General features: G+C 70.9%; 21 protein-coding genes and 1 pseudogene. 17 read left to right on the top strand and 5 right to left on the bottom strand.

The window, feature by feature from the left end; genetic code table 11:
* Together FAF44_RS49945 and FAF44_RS49940 are read right to left on the bottom strand one after the other, a co-directional pair.
* Positions 1 to 764 (bottom strand): serine/threonine-protein kinase (locus FAF44_RS49945; RefSeq protein ID WP_237110520.1); only part of this gene is annotated, 764 nt, incomplete at its 3' end.
* 143 nt (positions 765 to 907) lie between these two features.
* Positions 908 to 1,291: an STAS domain-containing protein gene (locus FAF44_RS49940; protein WP_237110519.1), complete on the bottom strand. Its 384-nt coding sequence runs from the start codon at positions 1,289 to 1,291 to the stop codon at positions 908 to 910.
* 404 nt (positions 1,292 to 1,695) lie between these two features.
* On the opposite strand from FAF44_RS49940, the gene FAF44_RS49935 reads away from it, so the two are divergent.
* From FAF44_RS49935 to FAF44_RS49865, 15 genes are all read left to right on the top strand, one after another.
* On the top strand, positions 1,696 to 2,091 hold the full coding sequence (locus FAF44_RS49935; protein ID WP_237110518.1) for a hypothetical protein: 396 nt from the start codon (positions 1,696 to 1,698) through the stop codon (positions 2,089 to 2,091).
* A gap of 223 nt (positions 2,092 to 2,314) precedes the next feature.
* Positions 2,315 to 2,911 (top strand): membrane dipeptidase, encoded by a 597-nt coding sequence (locus FAF44_RS49930; RefSeq protein WP_237110517.1) that lies wholly within the window; start codon positions 2,315 to 2,317, stop codon positions 2,909 to 2,911.
* On the top strand, positions 2,908 to 3,321 hold the full coding sequence (locus FAF44_RS49925; protein ID WP_237110516.1) for a membrane dipeptidase: 414 nt from the start codon (positions 2,908 to 2,910) through the stop codon (positions 3,319 to 3,321). The genes FAF44_RS49930 and FAF44_RS49925 overlap by 4 nt, the downstream gene beginning before the upstream one ends.
* A complete protein-coding gene (locus FAF44_RS49920) occupies positions 3,318 to 4,946 on the top strand; it encodes an ABC transporter substrate-binding protein (RefSeq protein ID WP_237110515.1) in 1,629 nt (542 codons plus the stop codon). The genes FAF44_RS49925 and FAF44_RS49920 overlap by 4 nt, the downstream gene beginning before the upstream one ends.
* A gap of 24 nt (positions 4,947 to 4,970) precedes the next feature.
* Positions 4,971 to 5,924 carry an ABC transporter permease gene (locus FAF44_RS49915; RefSeq protein ID WP_237110514.1) on the top strand — a complete coding sequence of 318 codons (954 nt, stop codon included), beginning with the start codon at positions 4,971 to 4,973 and terminating at the stop codon, positions 5,922 to 5,924.
* Complete coding sequence (locus FAF44_RS49910) at positions 5,921 to 6,808, top strand: ABC transporter permease (protein ID WP_237110513.1); 888 nt, start codon at positions 5,921 to 5,923, stop codon at positions 6,806 to 6,808. Before FAF44_RS49915 ends, FAF44_RS49910 begins: the two co-directional genes overlap by 4 nt.
* 3 nt (positions 6,809 to 6,811) lie before the next feature.
* A complete protein-coding gene (locus tag FAF44_RS49905) occupies positions 6,812 to 7,984 on the top strand; it encodes a Xaa-Pro peptidase family protein (RefSeq protein ID WP_237110512.1) in 1,173 nt (390 codons plus the stop codon).
* Positions 7,984 to 8,829 carry an alpha/beta fold hydrolase gene (locus FAF44_RS49900; protein ID WP_237110511.1) on the top strand — a complete coding sequence of 282 codons (846 nt, stop codon included), beginning with the start codon at positions 7,984 to 7,986 and terminating at the stop codon, positions 8,827 to 8,829. The genes FAF44_RS49905 and FAF44_RS49900 overlap by 1 nt, the downstream gene beginning before the upstream one ends.
* Entirely contained in the window at positions 8,826 to 9,815 is a 990-nt protein-coding gene (locus FAF44_RS49895) for an ABC transporter ATP-binding protein (RefSeq protein WP_237110510.1), read from the top strand. Before FAF44_RS49900 ends, FAF44_RS49895 begins: the two co-directional genes overlap by 4 nt.
* Positions 9,802 to 10,815, top strand: a complete 1,014-nt coding sequence (locus FAF44_RS49890) for an ABC transporter ATP-binding protein (protein WP_237110509.1) — start codon at positions 9,802 to 9,804, stop codon at positions 10,813 to 10,815. The genes FAF44_RS49895 and FAF44_RS49890 overlap by 14 nt, the downstream gene beginning before the upstream one ends.
* Before the next feature lie 30 nt (positions 10,816 to 10,845).
* Positions 10,846 to 11,877, top strand: coding sequence for a dipeptidase (locus FAF44_RS49885; RefSeq protein ID WP_237110508.1), 1,032 nt, complete (start codon positions 10,846 to 10,848; stop codon positions 11,875 to 11,877).
* A gap of 41 nt (positions 11,878 to 11,918) precedes the next feature.
* A complete protein-coding gene (locus FAF44_RS49880) occupies positions 11,919 to 12,638 on the top strand; it encodes a GntR family transcriptional regulator (protein ID WP_237110507.1) in 720 nt (239 codons plus the stop codon).
* Positions 12,639 to 12,920: 282 nt separating this feature from the next.
* A complete protein-coding gene (locus FAF44_RS49875; RefSeq protein ID WP_237110506.1) occupies positions 12,921 to 13,820 on the top strand; it encodes a carbohydrate ABC transporter permease in 900 nt (299 codons plus the stop codon).
* Between the two features lies 1 nt (position 13,821).
* Positions 13,822 to 14,757 (top strand): carbohydrate ABC transporter permease, encoded by a 936-nt coding sequence (locus tag FAF44_RS49870; protein ID WP_237110505.1) that lies wholly within the window; start codon positions 13,822 to 13,824, stop codon positions 14,755 to 14,757.
* The gene (locus FAF44_RS49865; protein ID WP_237110504.1) at positions 14,757 to 16,112 is read left to right on the top strand and encodes a sugar ABC transporter substrate-binding protein; all 1,356 of its coding nucleotides are present in this window, start codon (positions 14,757 to 14,759) and stop codon (positions 16,110 to 16,112) included. Before FAF44_RS49870 ends, FAF44_RS49865 begins: the two co-directional genes overlap by 1 nt.
* Positions 16,113 to 16,134: 22 nt before the next feature.
* Here the strand turns inward: FAF44_RS49865 and FAF44_RS49860 are convergent, their stop codons facing one another.
* On the bottom strand, positions 16,135 to 16,608 hold the full coding sequence (locus FAF44_RS49860) for a nuclear transport factor 2 family protein (RefSeq protein ID WP_237110503.1): 474 nt from the start codon (positions 16,606 to 16,608) through the stop codon (positions 16,135 to 16,137).
* Positions 16,609 to 16,696: 88 nt separating this feature from the next.
* Between FAF44_RS49860 and FAF44_RS49855 the strand changes: the two genes are divergently transcribed.
* Complete coding sequence (locus tag FAF44_RS49855; protein WP_237110502.1) at positions 16,697 to 17,296, top strand: TetR/AcrR family transcriptional regulator; 600 nt, start codon at positions 16,697 to 16,699, stop codon at positions 17,294 to 17,296.
* A gap of 9 nt (positions 17,297 to 17,305) precedes the next feature.
* Here FAF44_RS49855 and FAF44_RS49850 read toward each other — a convergent pair whose 3' ends face one another.
* Positions 17,306 to 18,877, bottom strand: coding sequence for an acetylserotonin O-methyltransferase (locus FAF44_RS49850; protein WP_237110501.1), 1,572 nt, complete (start codon positions 18,875 to 18,877; stop codon positions 17,306 to 17,308).
* A 97-nt stretch (positions 18,878 to 18,974) separates the two neighbouring features.
* On the opposite strand from FAF44_RS49850, the gene FAF44_RS49845 reads away from it, so the two are divergent.
* Positions 18,975 to 19,415 (top strand): hypothetical protein, encoded by a 441-nt coding sequence (locus tag FAF44_RS49845; RefSeq protein WP_237110500.1) that lies wholly within the window; start codon positions 18,975 to 18,977, stop codon positions 19,413 to 19,415.
* A gap of 403 nt (positions 19,416 to 19,818) precedes the next feature.
* Here FAF44_RS49845 and FAF44_RS49840 read toward each other — a convergent pair.
* Positions 19,819 to 20,322 (bottom strand): annotated as a pseudogene (locus FAF44_RS49840) (hypothetical protein); the annotation flags it as partial.

The following is a 20,322-nucleotide window of genomic DNA, read 5'->3' as shown; positions in this document are numbered from 1 at the left end:
GGCCGGGCCGCGGGGTCCTTGGCGAAACACTCCCGGAGCGGTTCCGCCAGCCGCGCCGGCACCCCGTCCAGATCGGGCGACCCGGTGAGGACGCCGTGCAGGATGGCCGGGACGGTCTCCCCGGCGAAGGGCGTGCGTCCCGTGGCCGCGAACACCATGGTCCCCGCCCAACTGAACACGTCCGAGGCCGGCCCGACCCGCAGCCCCTCGAACTGCTCCGGCGACATGTACGCCGGCGTCCCCACCACCCCGGACACCATCGTCGTCGCGTCCAGCGCCTTGGCGATGCCGAAGTCGATGACGACCGGCCCCTCGGGCCCCACCAGCACGTTGGCCGGTTTGAAGTCGCGGTGCACGATCCCGGCCTGGTGGATGGCGGCCAGCGCGGTCAGGGTGGAGATCGCCAGCCGGTCCAGCGACCCGCCCGTGCGCGGCCCCGCCGACCGGACGACCTGCTGGAGGGTGTCGCCGGGGACGTACTCGCTGACGATGTAAGGGCGCTCGTCGGCCGTTCCGACGTCGAGCACCGCCGCCGTGCAGAACGCCGCCACCCGCCGCGCCGCCTCGACCTCCCGCAGGAACGCCCGCGCGATGGCGTCGTCCTGGCTGAGGTGGCTGTGCAGCAGCTTGACCACGGCCTCGCGCCCGTCGTCGCCGAGCGCCTTGTAGACCGTGCCCTGGCCGCCGGAGCCGAGCAGCCCGGCCAGCCGCCAGCGGCCGACCCGTTCGGGATCGCCTGGCCGGAGCGGGCGGATTTCCGGCATCCCGCTCCCTTCCCGGACCTGTCCTGCGCGATCCACACGATAGCCGGTGCGCGCTCCCGGGATCATGCGGAAGGGCCGGTGGGCGGGACCGCCCAGGCCGGGAGGTCAGGGCCTGAGCAGCCTGAGCGGCCCCGGCGGGCGGTTCACGCGCCCGCGTGCTCGCCGGCGGGCTCCGCCCACGGGCTGCGGCCCACGGCCGCGGTGGCCGCCCGCACGTCGGAGTGGATGTTCAGGGTGTCCCACACCCCGGTGACGCGCAGGATCCGGGCGGGCCGGTCCCGGACGTCGGCCAGGTGCAGCGTGCCGCCCTCGCGGCGGACGTCGGCGTGCGCCCGCAGCAGCACGTGCAACCCCAGGCCGTCCAGGAACGTCAGCCCGCCCAGGTCGAGGATCAGGGACGTGCCGGGCCGCCGCTCGCGGCCGATGACGGACTCGAGGTGGCCGGCGTTGGTGGCGTCGATCTCGCCCGCCACGACGATCAGCACCCCGGCGGGCGACGGCCGGGTGTGGACGCTGAGCAGAGACATGAAGGCCCCGCCGTGGCCGCTCAGCGGGCGGCCGAGCACGCGATGGTGACGAACATGGACGGTCCCCGAATCAGAAGGAGGAAATTGACGGCGTGAATGACGGTACGGCCGATGCGCGTGGCATGAAAGACCTTTCGGCGTAGGATCTTCGACCGGCCCGCCTTTTCTCACCTGGCGGCGACAGAATAATTCCAGCGGAAATCCCCGGCAGGGTGGGGAATGTGTCGCGGAACCGCCACACCCCCGTGAACGGCGGGCCGGCGTGCCGGTCACGGTCATGGGTTCGGGGGCGATCGGCCAAGGTTTTTTGATAATCCGTGCCGGGGTGGCGCGCTGTGCTAGGGCGAGCGGCGGACTTACTTTCAATCTTGCTCCGAGTTGGGGAGCGATCGAAAGGAATTCTCATGTTTCGTCGTACTGTGTCGTGCGCGTTCGCGCTGGCGGCCGCCGGTCTCATCGCGGCGGCGGTTTCTCCCGCACACGCCGAGTCCCGCGCCGCGAACGCGATCTCCGACGCCGCCGCGGGCATCATCAACGCCGACGGCAGCCTCAACAACGGCCTGAACATCGTCAGGTCCTGGCGGGCGGACGTCGGGCGGTACTGCGTTCAGCTCGCCCCCGCGGTGTCGGCTGCCGGCGGGCTCATCCAGCTCACCCCGCGCGACCCGCGGCGGCTGCCGCACATCGCCTACCGGGACACGTCCCCGATCTGCGGGACGCAGAACACCATCACCATCGACGTCTACAACTCCAGCACGGGCCGGCCGGCCGACGGCGGGTTCGACCTGCTGGTGCTCTGACCGCTGACACCCGCCTCACCACCGCCGGAGGCCGTGCGAACCCCCACGGTCACGTACGACCTCCGGCGGGAGTGCCCCGCCCCTCGCGCCCCTCGCGCCAACCTCTCATTTCGGACACAAGATACGTGTTCTTAACAAAAGGTGACTTGTGGCTCTCGGCAGCGTGTGAGAGATTCTACCTCCAACGTTAAAGGTCCAACCTCTGCGATGGAGCCGCCTCCCCATGCAGCCCCTCAGCCCCCGCTACCAGGGCTATCGATCCTTCGATTACCTGGAGCCCCACACCGACTACAAGGTCTTCGACCTCGCGCCCGAGATCGGCCGCGTCCCCTCGTACGACCTGGAGCTCTCCGACGAGCAGGCAGGGCGGGTCACCCGCATCCTGACCGAGCACATGGCGATCTCCCTGCACGAGCACCCGAAGATCCTCACCAAGGACGTCACCGAGCTGCGCGCCTACAACCGGACCGGTCGTAACGCGATCGGCTTCGAGGGCCTGGCCCGCTCCGGCATGACGGCGCTGTTCGACAACTTCATGAACGGCACCAACTGCGTCACCAGCGAACACGGCTGGAAGTGGGACGACGTCATCTACGACCTCGGCCTGCGCTACGCCGACCTGGCCAAGCAGGACTTCGTCGTGCTGGCGCGCACGGTCGCCGAGATCGAGCAGGCCAAGGCCACCGGCCGGCTGGCCCTCGTGGCCGGCCTGGAAGCCGCCACGATGATCGAGAACGAGCTCGACCGGCTCGACATCCTGTACGGCTTCGGCGTCCGCCAGATCGGCATCGCCTACTCCATGGGCCGACCAACCGGATGAAGCCCGACGAGGTCATCCGCGCCTGCGCCGAGCGCGGCGGCGTCATCGGCCTGGAGGCCGCCCCGCACACCACGCTGTCCGAGGAGCACCAGCACCACTCGCTGGAGTCGGTCATGGACCACTTCACCTACTGCGTGGACCTCGTGGGCATCGACCACGTGGCGTTCGGGCCGGACACCAACTTCGGCGACCACGTCGGACTGCACGACTCCTTCACCGGCCACCTGTCCATCGCCAACGCGCACGGTCACGTCAAGCACCCGAGGGTGCCGTACGTCGCGGGCATGGAGAACCCGGCGGAGAACTTCACCAACATCGTCGGCTGGCTGGTCAAGAACGGCTACAGCGACGACGAGATCAGCAAGGTCATCGGCGGGAACATCCTGCGCGTTCTGAAGGAGGTCTGGTGAACAGGCGTAAGCGCTGGTCGGCGGCGGTTGCGGGACTCGCGGCCACGCTCACGCTCGCGGCGTGCGGGCTCAACGAGGGCAACGGCGAGCCGGGCGCGTCCAGCAGCGGCGGCGCCGCCGCCACGACGCTGCGCATCGGCACGACCACCGACGTGGCGAACTTCAACCCGCTGCAGTCGCTGAGCAAGACCGACAACTGGATCCTCAACGCCATGTACCCGCACCTGCTGCGCATCGACGCCGATGCCAAGAAGGTGCCGGAACTGGCGGAGAAGTACGAGTACGAGGACGGCGGCAAGAAGGCCGTCTTCACCCTGCGCAACGACTTCGTCTGGAGCGACGGCAAGCCGGTGACCTCGGCCGACGTCAAGTACTCCGCCGAGATGATCATGAAGTACAAGCTCGGCAACGTGGCCGCCAAGCTCACCTGGGTCGACGCCATCGAGACCCCCGACGACACCACGGTGACCTTCACCCTGAAGCAGCCCTACGCGCCCTTCGCCGAGGGCGTCGGCTTCTGGATGTCGATCGTGCCCAAGCACGTCTTCGAGAAGGCCGGCGACGTGTCGAAGTTCGCCAACGACTCCGACTGGATCGGCGCGGGCGCGTACATCCTGCAGACCGCCACCCCCGGCCAGCGTTACGTGATGAAGCGCAACGACAAGTACCCCTACGCCCCCGAGGGCGGCGCGGCGGTCGAGACCGTGGAGTACCGGGTCTACCCCGACGTCAACACGATGCAGCTCGCGCTGCGCAACGGCGACATCGACCTCATGGGCACGCCGGTGCCCGCCTCGGCGGTGGCCTCCTTCAAGGACGATCAGAAGATCAAGCTCCAGGAGGTCGGCTCGCTGGGCTTCGCCCACATCACCTACAACGTCAACAACGAGCACCTGGCCAAGCAGAAGGTGCGCCAGGCGCTGTCGATGGTCGTGGACACCCAGTCGATCATCAAGACCGTGCTCCAGGGCGAGGCCACGCCGATGGTCGGCCCGATCTCGCCGATCTTCGGCGAGTACGACAACACCGAGCTGCAGGCGTACGCCTTCGACCCCGCTGCCGCGCGCAAGCTGCTGGAAGAGGCCGGCTACGCCGACAAGGACGGAGACGGCAAGCTCGACGACCTCAAGCTGGAGATGGTCTGCGACCAGAGCAACCCGAACCTCACCCGGGTCGCCCAGGTCGTGCGCGAGGACGCGGCCAAGGCCGGCGTCGAGCTGACCGCCTCCTGCGTCGAGCGCAACACCTTCCTGAGCCGGACCAAGAGCGGCGACTACGACATCGACGTCTCGCAGTGGGCGGTCTTCGACAACCCGATGGACCAGCTCCGCAGCACCTACCTGTCGAGCAACCCCGGCGGCATCAACTACAACCTGGTCAAGGACGACAAGCTCGACCAGCTCATCGACGCCGCGGCCGGCACCACCGAGCACGCGCCGTTCGTCGAGAAGGTGCAGGAGATCGACGCCTACGTGCACGACCAGGCGCTGCTGACGCCGCTGTACGTGGAGAAGATCCGCTTCGCCTACGACGGCAGCAAGTTCACCGGCTTCCAGCCTTCGCCCAGCGACCTCCTCGGCATGGTGACGGGGTACTCGCTGTCGCAGGTCAAGCCGGTCGCCTGAGGACGGACGGACAGGCTCACAACCATGGTCGTATTCACCGTACGAAGAGCGCTGCGCGCGGTCCTGACCATCTGGATCGCCGTCACCGTGACGTTCTTCCTGCTGCGGCTGCTGCCGGGCGATCCCACGCTGCTGGTGGTCGAGGGCGACATGACGCCCGAGATGCAGCAGGCGCTGCGCGTGCAGTACGGGCTCGACAAGCCCATGCTCACGCAGTACTGGCTGTACCTCACCGAACTGGTGCAGGGTAACCTCGGCACCTCCTTCCGGCAGCTCCAGCCGGTGACCGACATCATCGTGGCGCGGCTGCCGTGGACGCTGATGCTGGCCGGGTCGGCGTTCGTGCTGACGATCCTGCTCGGCATCCCGCTCGGCGTGTACGCGGCGGCCCACCGCGGCAGGCGGCTGGACCGGATCGTGCAGATGTTCGGCATCACCGGGCACGCGCTGTTCGTGCCGAGCATCGCGATCCTGCTGCTCGTGGTGGCCGGCTCCTGGATGGGCTGGTTCCCCATCGGGGGCGCGATCGACCCGGACACGCGTGGCCTGGCCGCGTACCTGAGCCTGTTCCACCACCTCGCGCTGCCGCTGTTCAGCCTCGTGATCGTGCAGCTCGGGCCGTACGCGCTCACGCTGCGCACGAACATGCTGGAGGTGCTGGGCGAGGACTACATCAAGAGCGCGCGGGGCCGGGGCCTGTCGTCACGGCGCACGTTGTGGAAGCACGCGCTGCGCAACGCCATCCTCCCGGCCCTGACGCTCATGGGCCTCCAGCTCGGCACGCTCGTCGGCGGCGCGGTGCTCACCGAGACCGTCTTCGCCTATCCGGGCGTCGGCCGGCTGATCTTCGAGGCCGTCGGCCAACTCGACTACCCGCTGCTGCAAGGGGCGTTCATCATGCTCGCGATCACCGTGGTCGTCGCGAACCTCATCACCGACGTGGTCAGCATGCTGCTCAACCCGAGGATCCGCACATGAGCGCGCCGATCCCGGAGACCACCCAGGCCGTCGCGGTCCCGACCGCGCCGCCGTCCAGGATGGACGGGCTGCGCCGGTTCGTGACCAAGCCCACCGGGGCGCTGTCGCTGGCGGTGCTGCTGCTGTTCGTGCTGACGGGGCTGTTCGGGCCGCTGTTCGTGGATCGCCCCGGCGGCCTCGGCACCGACATCCTCCAGGCGCCGTCCGCGTCGCACTGGTTCGGCACCGACGACCTCGGGCAGGACGTGCTCGCCCAGGTCGTGTGGGGCACCCGCGTCAGCCTCACGGTCGGGGCGGCGGCCTCGGGCCTGGCGATCGTCATCGGCACCGCGCTGGGCCTGTTCGGCGCGTACTCCCGCCGGGCCGACGCCTGGATCACCACGGTGACCGACCTGATGCTGTCGCTCCCGCTGCTGCCCCTGATGATCATCGTGACCGCGATCGCCGGGCCGAGCATCGCCACGCTGACCGTGGTGATCGGGCTGTTCTCGTGGCCGGAGGTGACCCGCCTCATCCGTTCGAACGGCATGGTCGTGGTGGCGATGCCGTACATCGACGGGGCCCGCGCGCTCGGCGCGGGCGGCTGGCGCATCGTCACCCGAGAGGTGCTGCCCGCCGTGGTGCCGCTGGTCGTGGTGAGCGTGCTGCTCACCGCGGCCCGCGCGGTGATCTCCGAGGCCGGCCTGAGCTTCCTCGGCCTCGGCGACCCCGACTCCTGGTCATGGGGACGCATCATGCTGAACGCCCAGCGCAGCGGCGTGCTGTCCACCGCCTGGTGGCAGACGCTGTTCCCGTCCCTGGCCATCCTGCTGCTCGTGCTCGCGGCGACGGTCGCCGGGGTGCGCTTCAACGACACCCGCGACCCGCGCCTGAAGGACCGGTGACCGATGCGCCTGACCTCCTCCTACTACGCCGACGTGCACGCCGCGCTGCGGGAGGCCCTCGACGAGCAGGGCCTGGACGGCTTCCTCGCCACCGCCCCCAGTGACGTCGCCTACCTCGCGGGCTTCTTCTACGCCGTCACCGAGCGGCCCGTCTACCTCTGGTTCCCCCGTCAGGGCCGGCCCGTATGCCTGGTGCCCCAGCTCGACGACGAGTACGCCAGGCTCCAGCGCATCGAGGCCGACATCGCGACCTACGCCGAGTACCCCGGCGTGGACCCCGCCGAGAAGGTGCTCGCCCGGCTGATCGGCGAGCGGGGCGGCCCCGCCGCCAGGATCGGCGTCTCCGGCGGCCTCACCCTGGGCGCGCACCGGCTGCTGTCGGCCGCCCTGCCCCGCGCCGAGTTCGTCACCAGCGCGGTGGTGGCCGGCCTGCGGATCACCAAGCATCCCGAGGAGATCGCCCGGCACCGCGAGGCGGCGGCGATCTGCGACGAGATGATCGCGGCCGGCCGGGCCCTCATCGAGGACGCCCTGCACTCGGGTGGCCCGCTGCCCAGCGAGGGCGACCTGGCCAAGCACGTGATCGGCTACGGCACCGACGCCATGTACCAGCGCTACGACCACGTCATCTACACCACCAAGCTGGCCGGCGGCCTGGTGTACGCGGGGCCGAACTCCGCCCATCCGCACGGCCTGCCCAGCCGCCGCCGGCTGGAGCCCGGCGACACGGTGATCCTGTCGCTGGGGGCCGCGGTCGGCAGCCGGTTCGTCGAGAGCGAGCGCACGTTCGTCATCGGCGAGCCCACCGACGAGCAGCGCCGCTACTTCGCGACCGCCGCGCGCGCCCAGGAGGTGGGCACGCTGGGCCTGCGCGCCGGCCGGAGCTGCGCCGAGGTGAACCGCGAATGCCTCGACGTGATCAGGCAGGACGGGTTCGGGGCCTACATCCGCCACCGCCAGGGCCACGGCATCGGCGTGCAGAACCACGAGCCGCCCTGGGTCGAGGACGGCGACGACACGGTGATCAGGCCGGGGATGGTGCTGTCCAGCGAGCCCGGCGTGTACGTGCCCGGCCACGGCGGCTACCGCATCTCCGACACCGTGCTGGTCACCGAGCAGGGCCCGGAGCGGCTGACCCGCTACCCACGCGCACTCGAGGAGAACGTGATCGCCTGATGAAGACCACCCTGGACATCAACGGCACCCGCCTGGTCGTCGAGCTCATGGGCCCCGAGGGGGCGCCCGCGATGATCGTGCACCACGGCGCGCCCGGCCTCGGCAGCAGGTCCGAGCCGCGCCGCTCGTTCGGGCCGTTCTCCGACACCATGCGCGTCCTCGTCTTCGACGCGCGCGGGTCGGGCGAGTCCGGTGACGACGGCCCCTTCACCCACGCCCAGTGGGTCGCCGACGTCGAGGCGCTGCGCCGGCACTTCGACCTGGGCCGGATCGTCATGGCCGGCGGCTCCTACGGCGGCTTCATCGCGATGGAGTACGCCCTGGCCCACCCGGAGAACGTGGCCGCGCTCGTGCTGCGCGACACGGCCGCCAACACCGACTACGACCATCTCGCGGTCGAGCGGGCCAGGAGCACCGACCGGGTGACGATCCCCGAGTGGGTCATCGAGCGCATCGGGACCGGGAACTTCTCCTCCAACGAGCAGTTCCGCGAGTACTGGCGCTCGATCCTGCCGCTGTACGACCACTCCTACGACCCCGCGGCGGTCGAGCGCCGGGTCGCGGACACGTCCTACCACTACCGCACCCACAACGCGGCCTTCGGCGAGAACATGCCCGCCTACGACCTCACGTCCCGGCTGCCGGAGGTCTCCTGCCCGACGCTCGTCACCGTCGGGCGGCACGACTGGCGTACGCCGGTGCCCGCCTCGGAGGCCATCGCCGACCTGGTCCCGGACGCCGAGCTGGTCGTGTTCGAGAAGTCCGGCCACTCGCCGCAGTTGGAGGAGCCGGAGAAGTTCCAGCGGGTGGTCCGGGACTTCCTGGCGCGGGCAGGCGTGTCATGAGCGCTCCCGTCCTGAGCGTGGACGATCTCAGCGTCGAGTTCGCCACCCGCGAGGGAACCGTGCACGCGGTCCGCCACGTCGGCCTCGACGTGCACGCCGGGCGCACGCTGGCGATCCTGGGCGAGTCCGGCTCGGGCAAGTCCGTGACCGCCCAGGCGATCATGGGGCTGCTCGACACGCCGCCCGCCCGCGTCAGCTCGGGCAGCATCGTCTTCGAGGGCACCGACCTGGTGGGCGCGAGCGAGCGCACCCGCATGCGGATCAACGGCGAGGGCATCGCCATGGTCTTCCAGGACGCGCTGTCCGCGCTCAACCCCGTCTACACGGTCGGGGACCAGATCAGCGAGCTGCTGCGGGTGCGGCGCAAGCTGTCCCGCTCCGCCGCGCGGGCCAGGGCGATCGAGCTGATGGAACGGGTGCGCATCCCCGCCGCCGCCCGCCGGGTGGACGACTACCCGCACCAGTTCTCCGGCGGCATGCGGCAGCGCATCATGATCGCGCTCGCGGTCGCGCTGAACCCGCGCGTGCTCATCGCCGACGAGCCCACCACCGCGCTCGACGTCACCGTTCAGGCGCAGATCATGGAGCTGCTGACCGAGCTGCGCCGCGAGAACGGGATGGGGCTCGTGCTCATCACCCACGACCTCGGTGTGGTCGCGGAGGTGGCCGACGACGTGGTGGTCATGTACTCGGGCCGGATCGTGGAGCGCGGCTCCGTGGAGGAGCTGTTCCAGCGCCCGGCGCACCCGTACACGCGCGGGCTGCTGCGCTCGATGCCGCGGCCCGACCGGGAGGACGACGAGCTGTGGGCCATCCCCGGCGCGCCGCCCAGCCCGCTGCGCGCCCCCGGCGGCTGCGCCTTCAACCCGCGCTGCGACGCCGTCGTGGACGTGTGCCGTACCGACCAGCCCGAACTGCGGCTCATCGCCGCGGGCCGGCACAGCGCGTGCCACCTGAGCCAGGAGGTGTTCGATGGCCGAGCGTGACGTCGTGCTGGAGGTCGACTCCCTGGTACGGCACTTCCCGGTCAAGGGCGGCCTGCTCGGCCGCGGCCGGTCGGCGGTGCAGGCCGTGGACGGCGTGTCGTTCACGCTCGGCCGGGGCGAGACGCTGGGCATCGTCGGCGAGTCCGGCTGCGGCAAGTCGACGCTGGCCCGCACGGTCGTCGGGCTGGACTCGCCGACGTCGGGCAGCGTCCGCTACCGCGGCACCGACGTGCACCGGGCCTCGGGGCGCGAGCTGCGGCAGATGCGGCGCAGCGTGCAGATCGTGCTCCAGGACCCCTACACCTCGCTCAACCCCCGCAAGACCCTGCGCGACCTGCTCATGCAGCCGTTCGAGATCCACCGCGACGTGCTGCCGCGGGAGCGGCGGATCGCCCGGATCAAGGAACTGGTCGAGCTGGTCGGGCTGGACCCCGACCACCTGGACCGCTACCCGTTCCAGTTCTCGGGCGGGCAGCGCCAGCGCATCGGGATCGCCCGCGCGCTCGCGCTCGAACCCGAGGTCGTGGTCTGCGACGAGCCGGTCTCCGCGCTGGACGTGTCGGTGCAGGCGCAGGTGGTCAACCTGCTGCGGCGGCTGCAGCGCGAGCTGGGCCTGTCGTACCTGTTCATCGCGCACGACCTGTCGGTGGTCCGGCACATCTCCGACCGGGTCGCGGTCATGTACCTCGGCAAGGTCGTGGAGCTCGGCGAGCGCGCCCAGGTGTACGACCGGCCTCGCCACCCCTACACCCGCGCCCTGCTGGAGGCGGTGCCGATCCCGGACCCGGTCGGCCGGGACGAGCGGGTCCGCGTCCTGCTGGCCGGGGATCCGCCGAGCCCGGTGGACCCGCCGTCCGGATGCCGTTTCCGTACCCGCTGCCCGAAGGCCGAGGACCTGTGCGCCGTCACCGAGCCCGCGCTCGCGGTCGAGGCGACGCCGCAGACCGAGGCCGCCTGTCACTTCCCCGATCACACCCCGCTGGCGCGTCTCGGCGCCTAGCAACCCGATAATTCCGGAGGAATAACCCTTATGCAGCCCGAGTCCGCCTCTTACCGCGGCTACCACGCCTACGGCTACCTTGAGCAGGGCGTGGACTACGCCGACTTCAAGCTCGCCGACCAGATCGGCAGGGTGCCCGCCTACGACGGCGGCCTGTCGGCCGAGCAGGACGAGCGGGTCGGCCGGATCCTGGCCGAGAACATCGCGATCTCCCTGCACGAGCACGCGGTGGTGTTGCCCGAGGACACCGGAGAGATCCGCGCCTACAACCGGACCGGCAGGCAGCGCACCGCCTACGAGGGCCTGGCCCGCTCCGGCCTGACCGCCGTGTTCGACAACTTCATGGCCGGGGCGTCCTGCGTCACCAGCGAGAACGGCTGGAAGTGGAGCGACATGATCTACGCGCTCGGCTTCCGCCTCGCCGACCTCGCCAAGCAGGACTTCCTCACCCACGCCACGACGGTGGCCGACATCAGGGCCGCCAAGCGCGACGGCCGCGTCGCGCTCGTGGCCGGCCTCGAGTCGTCCACGATGATCGAGAACGAGCTGGACCGGCTCGACATGCTGTACGGCTTCGGCGTCCGTCAGATGGGCATCGCCTACTCCCAGGCGAACCAGCTCGGCGGCGGCCTGGCCGAGCCGACCAACCGGATGAAGCCCGACGAGGTCATCCGCGCCTGCGCCGAGCGCGGCGGCGTCATCGGCCTGGAGGCCGCCCCGCACACCACGCTGTCCGACCGGCACAAGAGCCACTCGCTGGAGTCGGTCATGGATCACTTCGTCTACTGCGTGGACCTCGTGGGCATCGACCACGTCACGTTCGGACCCGACACGATGTTCGGCGATCATGTCGGTGTGCACAACACATACGCCGGAAACTACGGCCACAAACAGGATCCCGCCCCCGAGCACCCCCGAGTCGCCTACGTGGACGGGCTGGAGAACCCGGCGGAGAACTTCACCAACATCGTCGGCTGGCTGGTCAGGCACGACTACAGCGACGACGAGATCGCCAAGGTCATCGGCGGGAACACGCTCAGAGTCCTCGAACATGTCTGGTAGCACGGCACTCTCCGGCCGGCCGGCCGTGGAAGGAGCGGGCCATGGGGCGGCGTGACACCGCCGTTCAGGCGGCGCTGGCCGGGCTGCGGGCGCTGCTGGAGGAGAAGCTCGAGCCCGGCGACAAGCTCCCCACCGAGCAGCACCTCGCCGAGCTCCTCGACGTGAGCCGGGGGACGGTCCGCGAGGCGCTCGGCGTGCTGGCCGTCGAGGGCTCGATCGTGCGCCGCTGGGGCGTGGGCACGTTCGTGGCCAGCAGGTCCGACCTGGCCCAGCTCAGCATGTCGAAGATCGCCGGGTTCCGCGATCGCATCCAGGCCGCGGGGCACACGGTGGACCTGATCTCGTCCGCGTGCGAGACCGCGCCGTGCCCCCGGCCGGTGGCCGAGGCGCTGGGCCTGCCGCCGCGCGACCCGGTGTGGCTGGTGACCCGCGTCTTCAGCGTGGACGGCGCCGCCGCCGCCTACCTCCAGGACTACCTGCCGCTGCGGCTCGGCACGGACGAGATCGACCCGCACCCCATGCTCGACGTCGAGACGGACCTGTTCAGGTTCCTGGAGCAGTCCGGCCATCCGGCGGGGCACGCCGTCACCGACCTGGAGGCCGTGCTCGCCTCCGACCGGGGCAGCGAGGCGCTGCGCGTGGCGGCCGGGTTCCCCCTGGTGCGCTCCCTGCAGACGGTGTACGGCCGCGACGACGAGCCGATCGCCTACGGCATCACGCTGAACCGCACCGACATCATGCGCATCCGGATCATCCGCTGACCCGCCTGCCCGGCGTCAGGCCGGGCAGGACCGGAGCGCCCGCCGAGCCCCTGGCGCGCGCTCGCGGCGGCAGCCGGTGGGCGGGGAGCGACGCCCTCCGGCCCGGCCCCGACGTCCTACGCCGGTGGTAAGGCGGTCTTGACATGCGGTGTAATGCGAAAGAGACTCGCGCTTAATGTTCAGCACCTCGTGGTAAGGCCGGCCTGACGCGAAGGAGAGGACGCGCGGGCAGGGGAGCGGCCCCATCGCAACGGCCTCACGGTGACCCGCGTAGGAGACGCCATGGCCACCCGCACCGCCGAGCGAGCGCGAGACGACACGCGACTGGCGCTCCTGTTCATCCTGCCCGCGCTGATCGGCTTCGTGGTCTTCCTGCTCTGGCCGACGATACGGGGCGTCTACCTGAGCTTCACCAGGTTCAACCTGCTCACCCCCGCCCGCTGGAGCGGCCTCGACAACTACACGCGCATGGTCCAGGACCCGGTGTTCTGGAACGCGATGGGCGTGACCGTGTACTACGTGGTCGTCAACATCGCGATCCAGACGGCCCTGGCGATGGTCATCGCGGTGCTGATGCAGCGGCTGACGCGCCGGACCTGGCTGCGCGGCCTGGTGCTGACGCCGTACCTGGTCTCGAACGTGGTCGCGGCGCTGGTCTTCCTGTGGATCCTCGACTACCAACTCGGCATCGGCAACAGGGTGCTGGAGCTGATCGGCCTCGACCGGATCGCGTTCCTGGCCGACTCCGGCTGGGTGATCCCGACCATGGCGCTGATCAACGTCTGGCGGCACGTCGGCTACACCGCGCTGCTGATCTTCGCGGGCCTGCAGACGATCCCCGAGACCCTCTACGAGGCCGCCCGCGTGGACGGCGCGAACGAGGTGCGCATGTTCCGCCGTATCACGCTGCCGCTGCTGCGGCCCGTCATGGCGGTGGTGCTGATCGTCACCGTGGTGGGCTCGTTCCAGGTGTTCGACACCGTCGCCATCACCACCAGGGGCGGGCCGGTCGACTCCTCCCGGGTGCTGCAGTTCTACATCTACGAGGCCGCCTTCAGCCGCTTCCAGTTCGGCTACGCCTCGGCGATGTCCGTGGCGCTGCTGGCCGTCCTGGTGGTCATCACGTTCGTGCAGTACCGGCTCACCCGGGCCGGCACCTCCGACCTGGCCGGAGGGGGCTGACATGGCAACCGTCACGGCGCCCGCCACGGGAGACGACCGGGCCGCCGGCCGGCCGCCGCGGCCGCGCTTCGGCGTCGGCCGGGCCGCCGCCTGGGTGTTCATGGCCCTGGTGATCGTCGCCGGCCTGTTCCCGTTCTACTGGATGTTGCGCACCGCGCTGTCGGACAACAACGCGCTCTACGCTGGCGGCGACAGCCTGCTGCCCGTGCAGTTCTCGTGGGGCGGCTTCGAGCGCGTCTTCGGGCTGCAGACCGGCCAGGAGGCCATCGACGCCGGCGGCGCGGGGCAGCCGATCGCGTTCTGGCGCTACCTGCTGAACTCGGTGCTGGTCGCGACCCTGGTCACCGCGGGGCAGGTGTTCTTCTCCGCGATGGCCGCCTACGCCTTCGCCCGGCTGCGCTGGCGGCACCGCGAGAAGGTCTTCGCCGTCTTCCTGTCGGGCCTGATGGTCCCGGCGGTCTTCACGCTGCTGCCGAACTTCGTGCTCATCAAGGAACTCGGCCTGATCGACACCGTGCTCGGCATCGCGCTGCCCAGCATGCTGATGACGCCGTTCGCGGTGTTCTTCCTGCGCCAGTTCTTCCTCGGCATCTCGCGCGAGGTCGAGGAGGCCGCCCTGGTCGAGGGCGCCTCGAAGACGCGGATCTTCTTCCGGCTCATCCTGCCGATCTCGGCCGCGCCGATCTCCACGCTGTCGATCCTGACCTACATCACCTCCTGGAACGAGTACTTCTGGCCGCTCATGGTCAGCTACACCGACCGGTCGCGGGTGCTCACCGTGGCACTCGGCGTCTTCAAGGCGCAGAAGCCGCAGGCCGGCCCCGACTGGGCGGGCCTGATGGCGGCCACGCTGGTGGCGGCGCTGCCGATGTTGCTGCTGTTCCTCTTCTTCGCCCGCCGCATCGTCAACTCCATCGGCTTCAGCGGGATCAAGTGATGCTCAGACGAACCCTCCTGGCCGCGCTCCTGCTGACCACCGCCTGCGGTGGCGGGACCGGCGGCGCCCCCGGCACCATCGAGTACTGGCTGTGGGACTCCGCCCAGCAGCCCGGCTACCAGAAGTGCGCGGACGCCTTCCAGCGCCGGCACCCCGGCCTGCGCGTCCACATCTCGCAGTACGGCTGGGACGAGTACTGGTCCAAGCTGACCGCCAGCTTCATCGCCGACACCGCCCCCGACGTGTTCACCGACCAGCTCGCGAAGTTCCCCCAGTTCGTGGATCTGGAGGTGCTGCGCCCGCTCGACGACCTCGTCCCCACCGCCGACATCGAGGACTCCGACTTCCAGGAGGGCCTGGCCGAGCTGTGGAAGGGCAAGGACGGCAAACGCTACGGCTCCCCGAAGGACTGGGACACCATCGCGATGTTCTACGACACCGCCGCGCTCAGGGCCGCCGGCGTCGACCCGGCCACCCTCGGTGAGCTGACCTGGAACCCGCGCGACGGCGGCACCTTCGAGAAGACGATCGCGCGCCTGACCGTCGACCAGAACGGCGTGCGCGGTGACGAGCCCGGCTTCGACCGGACCCGGGTCAAGACGTACGGGCTGGCCGCCAACGGCGGCGGGGGCGACAACTGGGGCCAGACGCAGTGGTCGGCCTTCACCGGCAGCGCCGGCTGGCAGGCCACCGACAGGAACCCGTGGGGCACCCGCTTCAACCTGGACGACCCGGTCGTCCAGGACACCCTGCGCTGGTACTTCGGCCTGGTGCAGAAGGGTTACCTGGCCAGCTTCGCCGCGATCGGCGGCAACAACGTGATCACCGCGGACAAGCAGATCCAGTCCGGCATCGCCGCGATGGGCCTGAGCGGCTCGTGGACGATCTCGTCGTTCACCGGCCTCACCGACGCCGCCGGCCGGAAGCTGGACATCGGGCTCGCGCCCACCCCGATCGGCCCCACCGGGAAGCGGGCCTCCATGTTCAACGGCCTGGCCGACTCCATCACGACGTTCTCCAGGCAGCCGGAGAACGCCGCGAAGTGGGTGAAGTTCATGTCCGGGGAGGAGTGCCAGAACATCATCGGCCGGTCGGGCGTGGTGTTCCCGGCCCGGCCCGCGGGCACCGAACTGGCCATCGCGTACAACAGGGACGAGCGCAAGCTCGACGTGTCGGCCTTCACCGACCACATCGCGGACCGCACCACGTTCCCCCTGCCGGTGACCTCCAACGCGGCCGACGTCACGGCGCTCATGCGGCCCGCCCTCGACTCGATCTTCCTCGGCGAGGCCCCGGCCACCTCGCTCACCCACCTGAACCAGCAGCTCAACGAGCTGTTCGAGGTGAGCGGCTGAGGCGTGCTGCGGCCGGGGGAGGTCAGGCCGCCGGCGTCCGGCGCCGCCAGCGCGCCGCCGCGGTTCTGGCGATGGTGGGCAGCATGCCGCGCACGCCGAGCGCCTGCACGCCCGACAGCGGGCTCCAGTAGTCGCGCCAGGTGACGATCTCGCCGTCCCGGGCCCTGAGCAACTGGATGTAGGGCATCCGGTACGGCTTGCCGGTGCGCAGCACCCGGCCGTGCCCCTCGTACTCGGCGATGATCACCTCGGGGTCGGCGGTGTGGTGGACGCGTAACCCGTGAAAGCCGGTCAGTTCCAGCGGGGTCGAGGTGATCGAGGTCAGGTAGCGGCGGATCTCCTCCCGCCCGCGCAGGAACGTGGGCACCCCCGGCGGCGCGAACGGCAACTCGTGCGTCCCGTCGGCCGCGAACATGCCGGCGAAGGTGTTCAGATCCTTGGCCAGGAAGAGTTCCTGCGCCCGCTCCAGCACCGCGAGCGCGTTCATCTCGCCCATGTCGTCCTCCATTTCAGTCTACGGATGTTGACTGAAATGCAGGGTAACGATGCCGCGGGCTTTGAGTCAACACCTGTAGACTGAATGCATGGCAGCCGACCCGACCCGACCATCGCGCGCCGAGCAGCGCCGGCAGACCGAGGCCCGCATCCTGGACGCCGCCCGCCGGCTGTTCGCCGCCTCCGGCTTCGACCGCACCACCATCCGGGCCGTGGCCACCGCCGCGGACACCGACCCCGGCCTCGTCATGCGCTACTTCGGCTCGAAGGACGAACTGTTCGCCCGCGTCGCCGAACTGTCCCCGGACCGGCCGGTGGCGGGCAGCCCGGAAGAGGTCGCCGAACTGCTCCTGACCTCGCTGGCCGACAAGCTCAGCACCGACATGTCCGGCACGCTGGCCATGCTGCGCTCGATGCTCACCCACCCCGACGCGGGCGAGGAGGTGCGCGTCGCGGTCACCGAACAGCAGCGGCAGGTCGCCGCGGCCATCCCCGCCGAGGACGCCGTGCTGCGCGCCGGGCTCATCGGCGCGCTCACCCTCGGCACCGTCATCGGCCGCCACCTGCTCCAGCTCGACGGCGTGCGGGACGCCGAGGTGACCGACATCGTCGAGGTGCTGCGTCCCGCCGTGCACGCCATCGCCGGGGTCGGGCCCGCGCCGGAGGCGGCCGGGACGCCGGCGTCCTGAGCCGCCGGGTCAGACCGCGACCGCCTCCAGCAGGTGCACGTCGAGCGGCAGGCTCGCGCGGGAGACGAGCGAGAACCCGGCCGCGTCCAGCAGATCCCGGTAGCCGTCGAGCGTGCGCTCCCGGCCGCCGACGTTGTTGACCATCATGTGCACGTCCCAGGCGGCGGCCAGCGAGGGTTCCCCGGGCCGCTCGGGCAGCAGCCGCTCGACGACGGCCAGCCGCCCGCCCTCGTGCGCCGCCTCCCGGCAGCGTGACAGGATGCGGGCGCACTCCGCGTCGTCCCAGTCGTGCAGGACGCGTGAGAGCACGAGCAGGTCGCCGCCGGGGACCCGGGTGAACAGGTCGCCGCCGACCGCGCTGACCCGTGCGCCGTACCGGGCCAGCAGGCCGGGCCGGGCGGCGGCGACCGTGGCGGGCGTGTCGAACAGCACCCCCGTCACGTGCGGCGCGGCGTCCAGCAGCCTGCCCAGCAGCGCGCCCGTGCCGCCGCCGAGGTCGGTGACGGTGCCGACGCCCGCCAGGTCCAGCCGTTCGGCGATCGCGTCGAAGACGTCCCGGCACTGGTCGGACATGGCGAGCTGGAAGACCTCGGCGGCCTCGGGGCAGGCGTCGAGGTGGTCGAACGGGGCGGCGCCCCAGGCCAGCTCGAACCCGCTCGTCCCGGTGCGCACCGCGCCGGGCAACTCGCCGAAGCTGCGGTAGAACAGGCCGCCGTACAGCAGCGCGACGCCGTGCAGCGAGGACGGTGAGTCGCGCGCCAGCGTCTCGCCCAGCGCGGTGAGCGTGACCCGGTCGGAGGCGAGACGGACCACGCCGAGCTGTTCGAGGTAGCGCAGCAGGCGGCCGAGCCGGTCGGCCGGGCAGCCGGTGGCGCGGGCGAGCTCGTGCGGGGAGTGGTCGCGGGCGCGCAGCCGGTCGGCGATGCCGAGTTCGGCGGCGGCCCGCAGCGCCTGGGTCGTCCACGCCCCGGTGAGCAGCTCCAGCATCCGTCGCCGCTCGTCGGGAGCGCCGAGGTGGCGGCCCAGCTCGACGGGGACCCGCCCGGACACCGCGATCTCCAAGCGGTCGCCGCCCCTGCGGAAGTAGAACACGCTGCGCCCGCTCGCGCCCTCGGCCGGGTTGAACCCGCCGCCGTCGGGCAGGTAGCCGTCGGCGCGCAACGCGTCGAGCACCCCGAGCGAGCCGGCCTGCGCCTCGAACGCCAGGTGCGTCTCCCGGTCGTGGACGCGCTCGTCGCGGGCCACCTCCTCCGGGCAGCCGGTCGCGAGGAACAGCTCCAGCGTCCTGCCCCGGCCGGCGTCGAGGTGGGCGATCGTGACCTCGGGGTCGTCCAGCCCGTAGCGCCGGGCCAGCCGCTCCCGGACGATCACGCTCGGCAGGGTCCTGAGCACGGGCAGGCCGGCCAGCGCGGTTTCTGCCGAACGCGGGAAGACCAGCAGCCCCGAGTGGTCGAACCGCAGGCCGTACGGGCCGTCGCCGCCGTCGCGCGCGATCCGCGCGACCCTGCTCAGCCGCGCCGCGTCGGCCTCGTCCAGCGCGCCTGCCCCGATCTCCGCAGCTCGCACGTCCACTTGATCCATGCGGGCCACGCTAACAGCACGGAAAGTAGTCGATAGACAACTTTCAGTGATGGGCGTGAGATCCGGAGTAGAGGGTGATAGCCGCTAATATCCCGCTGTGGCTGATGTGTACGAGTTGCTTGTCTCGGTGGATCTGCACGACCTCACCGAAGCCGAGGCCGTCGAGCTCCAGTGGCATCTCGGGCTCGCTCCGATGCCCGCCGCGCGCGGCGTCGTCCCCGATCACACCGAGCCGGTGTTCACCGAGGACGGCCGGATCGACGGGGAGACGGGGCCGTGGCCGCTGCTCGCGGGCGGCGGCCCGGCCAGGCGGATCGGCGGGGTGCTGTTCTCGGCGATGGCACGCGACGGGGCCCGGTGGGCGCTCACGTCCCGCCAGGAACTGCATCCCGACGAGTTCGAGGACGTGGGCGGCCTGCTCGCCTGGCTGCACGCGCGCGCCCTGGACTCCGTCGGCTTCCGCTGCCACCTGCGCTTCTACGAGGACTGCGGCTTCGAGGAGGTCGACGTCGTCAACGGCGAGACCGTCTGGCCCTGACGCCCGCCGGCGCGGGACGGGGGTCAGGCCGGCAGGTCGCCCGCGGACAGGGCGTGGACGGTGGCGCAGCGGCGCATGGCGGCCTCGTCGATGTAGTCGTGGGGGCCGTGGGAGACGTCCAGGCGGCCCGCGCCGTAGCCGAAGGCGGGGATGCCGAGCCAGGAGAACGTTTGGGGCTGGAAGGCGTCACCCCCGAGGTTGTCACGCTGCGGTGCGCTCTGCCGTGCACACCGCTGACGCGCACTCCCTTCAGCGACCCGACGTCCAGGTCACCGCGCTGCTCATGCAGACCCTCGGCCCTGTCATATCAGGGCCGATGACGCCGCGGCGGCGCAGCAGAGGAGGCTCAGACGGCGGAGCCGTGGCGTCGGCCCGCCGGCCCGTGGGACCGGCGGGCCGGCCGTCAGCCGAAGGGGAACGCATCCGCGAGGGTGTCGCCCATGCGCAGGACGGAGCCGCCGGCGTCCAGGATCTCCGCCCCGGCACCTCGCAGGCCGCGCCCCGCGGCTCTCAGGCCGTCGGCCCCGAGCTCGACGCCCGCGCCGAAGAAGTCGTTCACCGCCTCCTCTCCCCGGACCGCCCAGCCGCCGACGATCCTGCCCACGTACCCACCCGCGCCGGCGCCTCCCGCGGCGCAGGCGGGGACGGCGATGGGTATCGGACTGCAGGCGGCCGCTCCGGCCGCAGCGCCGCCGACCATGCCGCCCAACTGGATCGATCCGCGCAGGCCGGCACGGAAGAGCTTGTGGGCGAACTGGAGGTCGTCCCTGTCTCTGTCGTCGTTCCATTGCTCGGTGAATCCGTCCAAGAAGGTCAGCGCTCGTCTGGCCTTGTCGAGGAACCTGAAGAACTGTTTCAGCCTGGCCCCCGGGTCGGGGCCAGCGAATGGATCGGGGGGTGGCGGGGC

Origin of the sequence: Nonomuraea sp. MG754425 (assembly GCF_021699195.1) — a bacterium.
Classification (GTDB): Bacteria; Actinomycetota; Actinomycetes; order Streptosporangiales; family Streptosporangiaceae; genus Nonomuraea.
The sequence above is the reverse complement of the archived record's forward strand: the minus strand, read 5'-3'. Positions and strand labels throughout refer to the sequence as shown.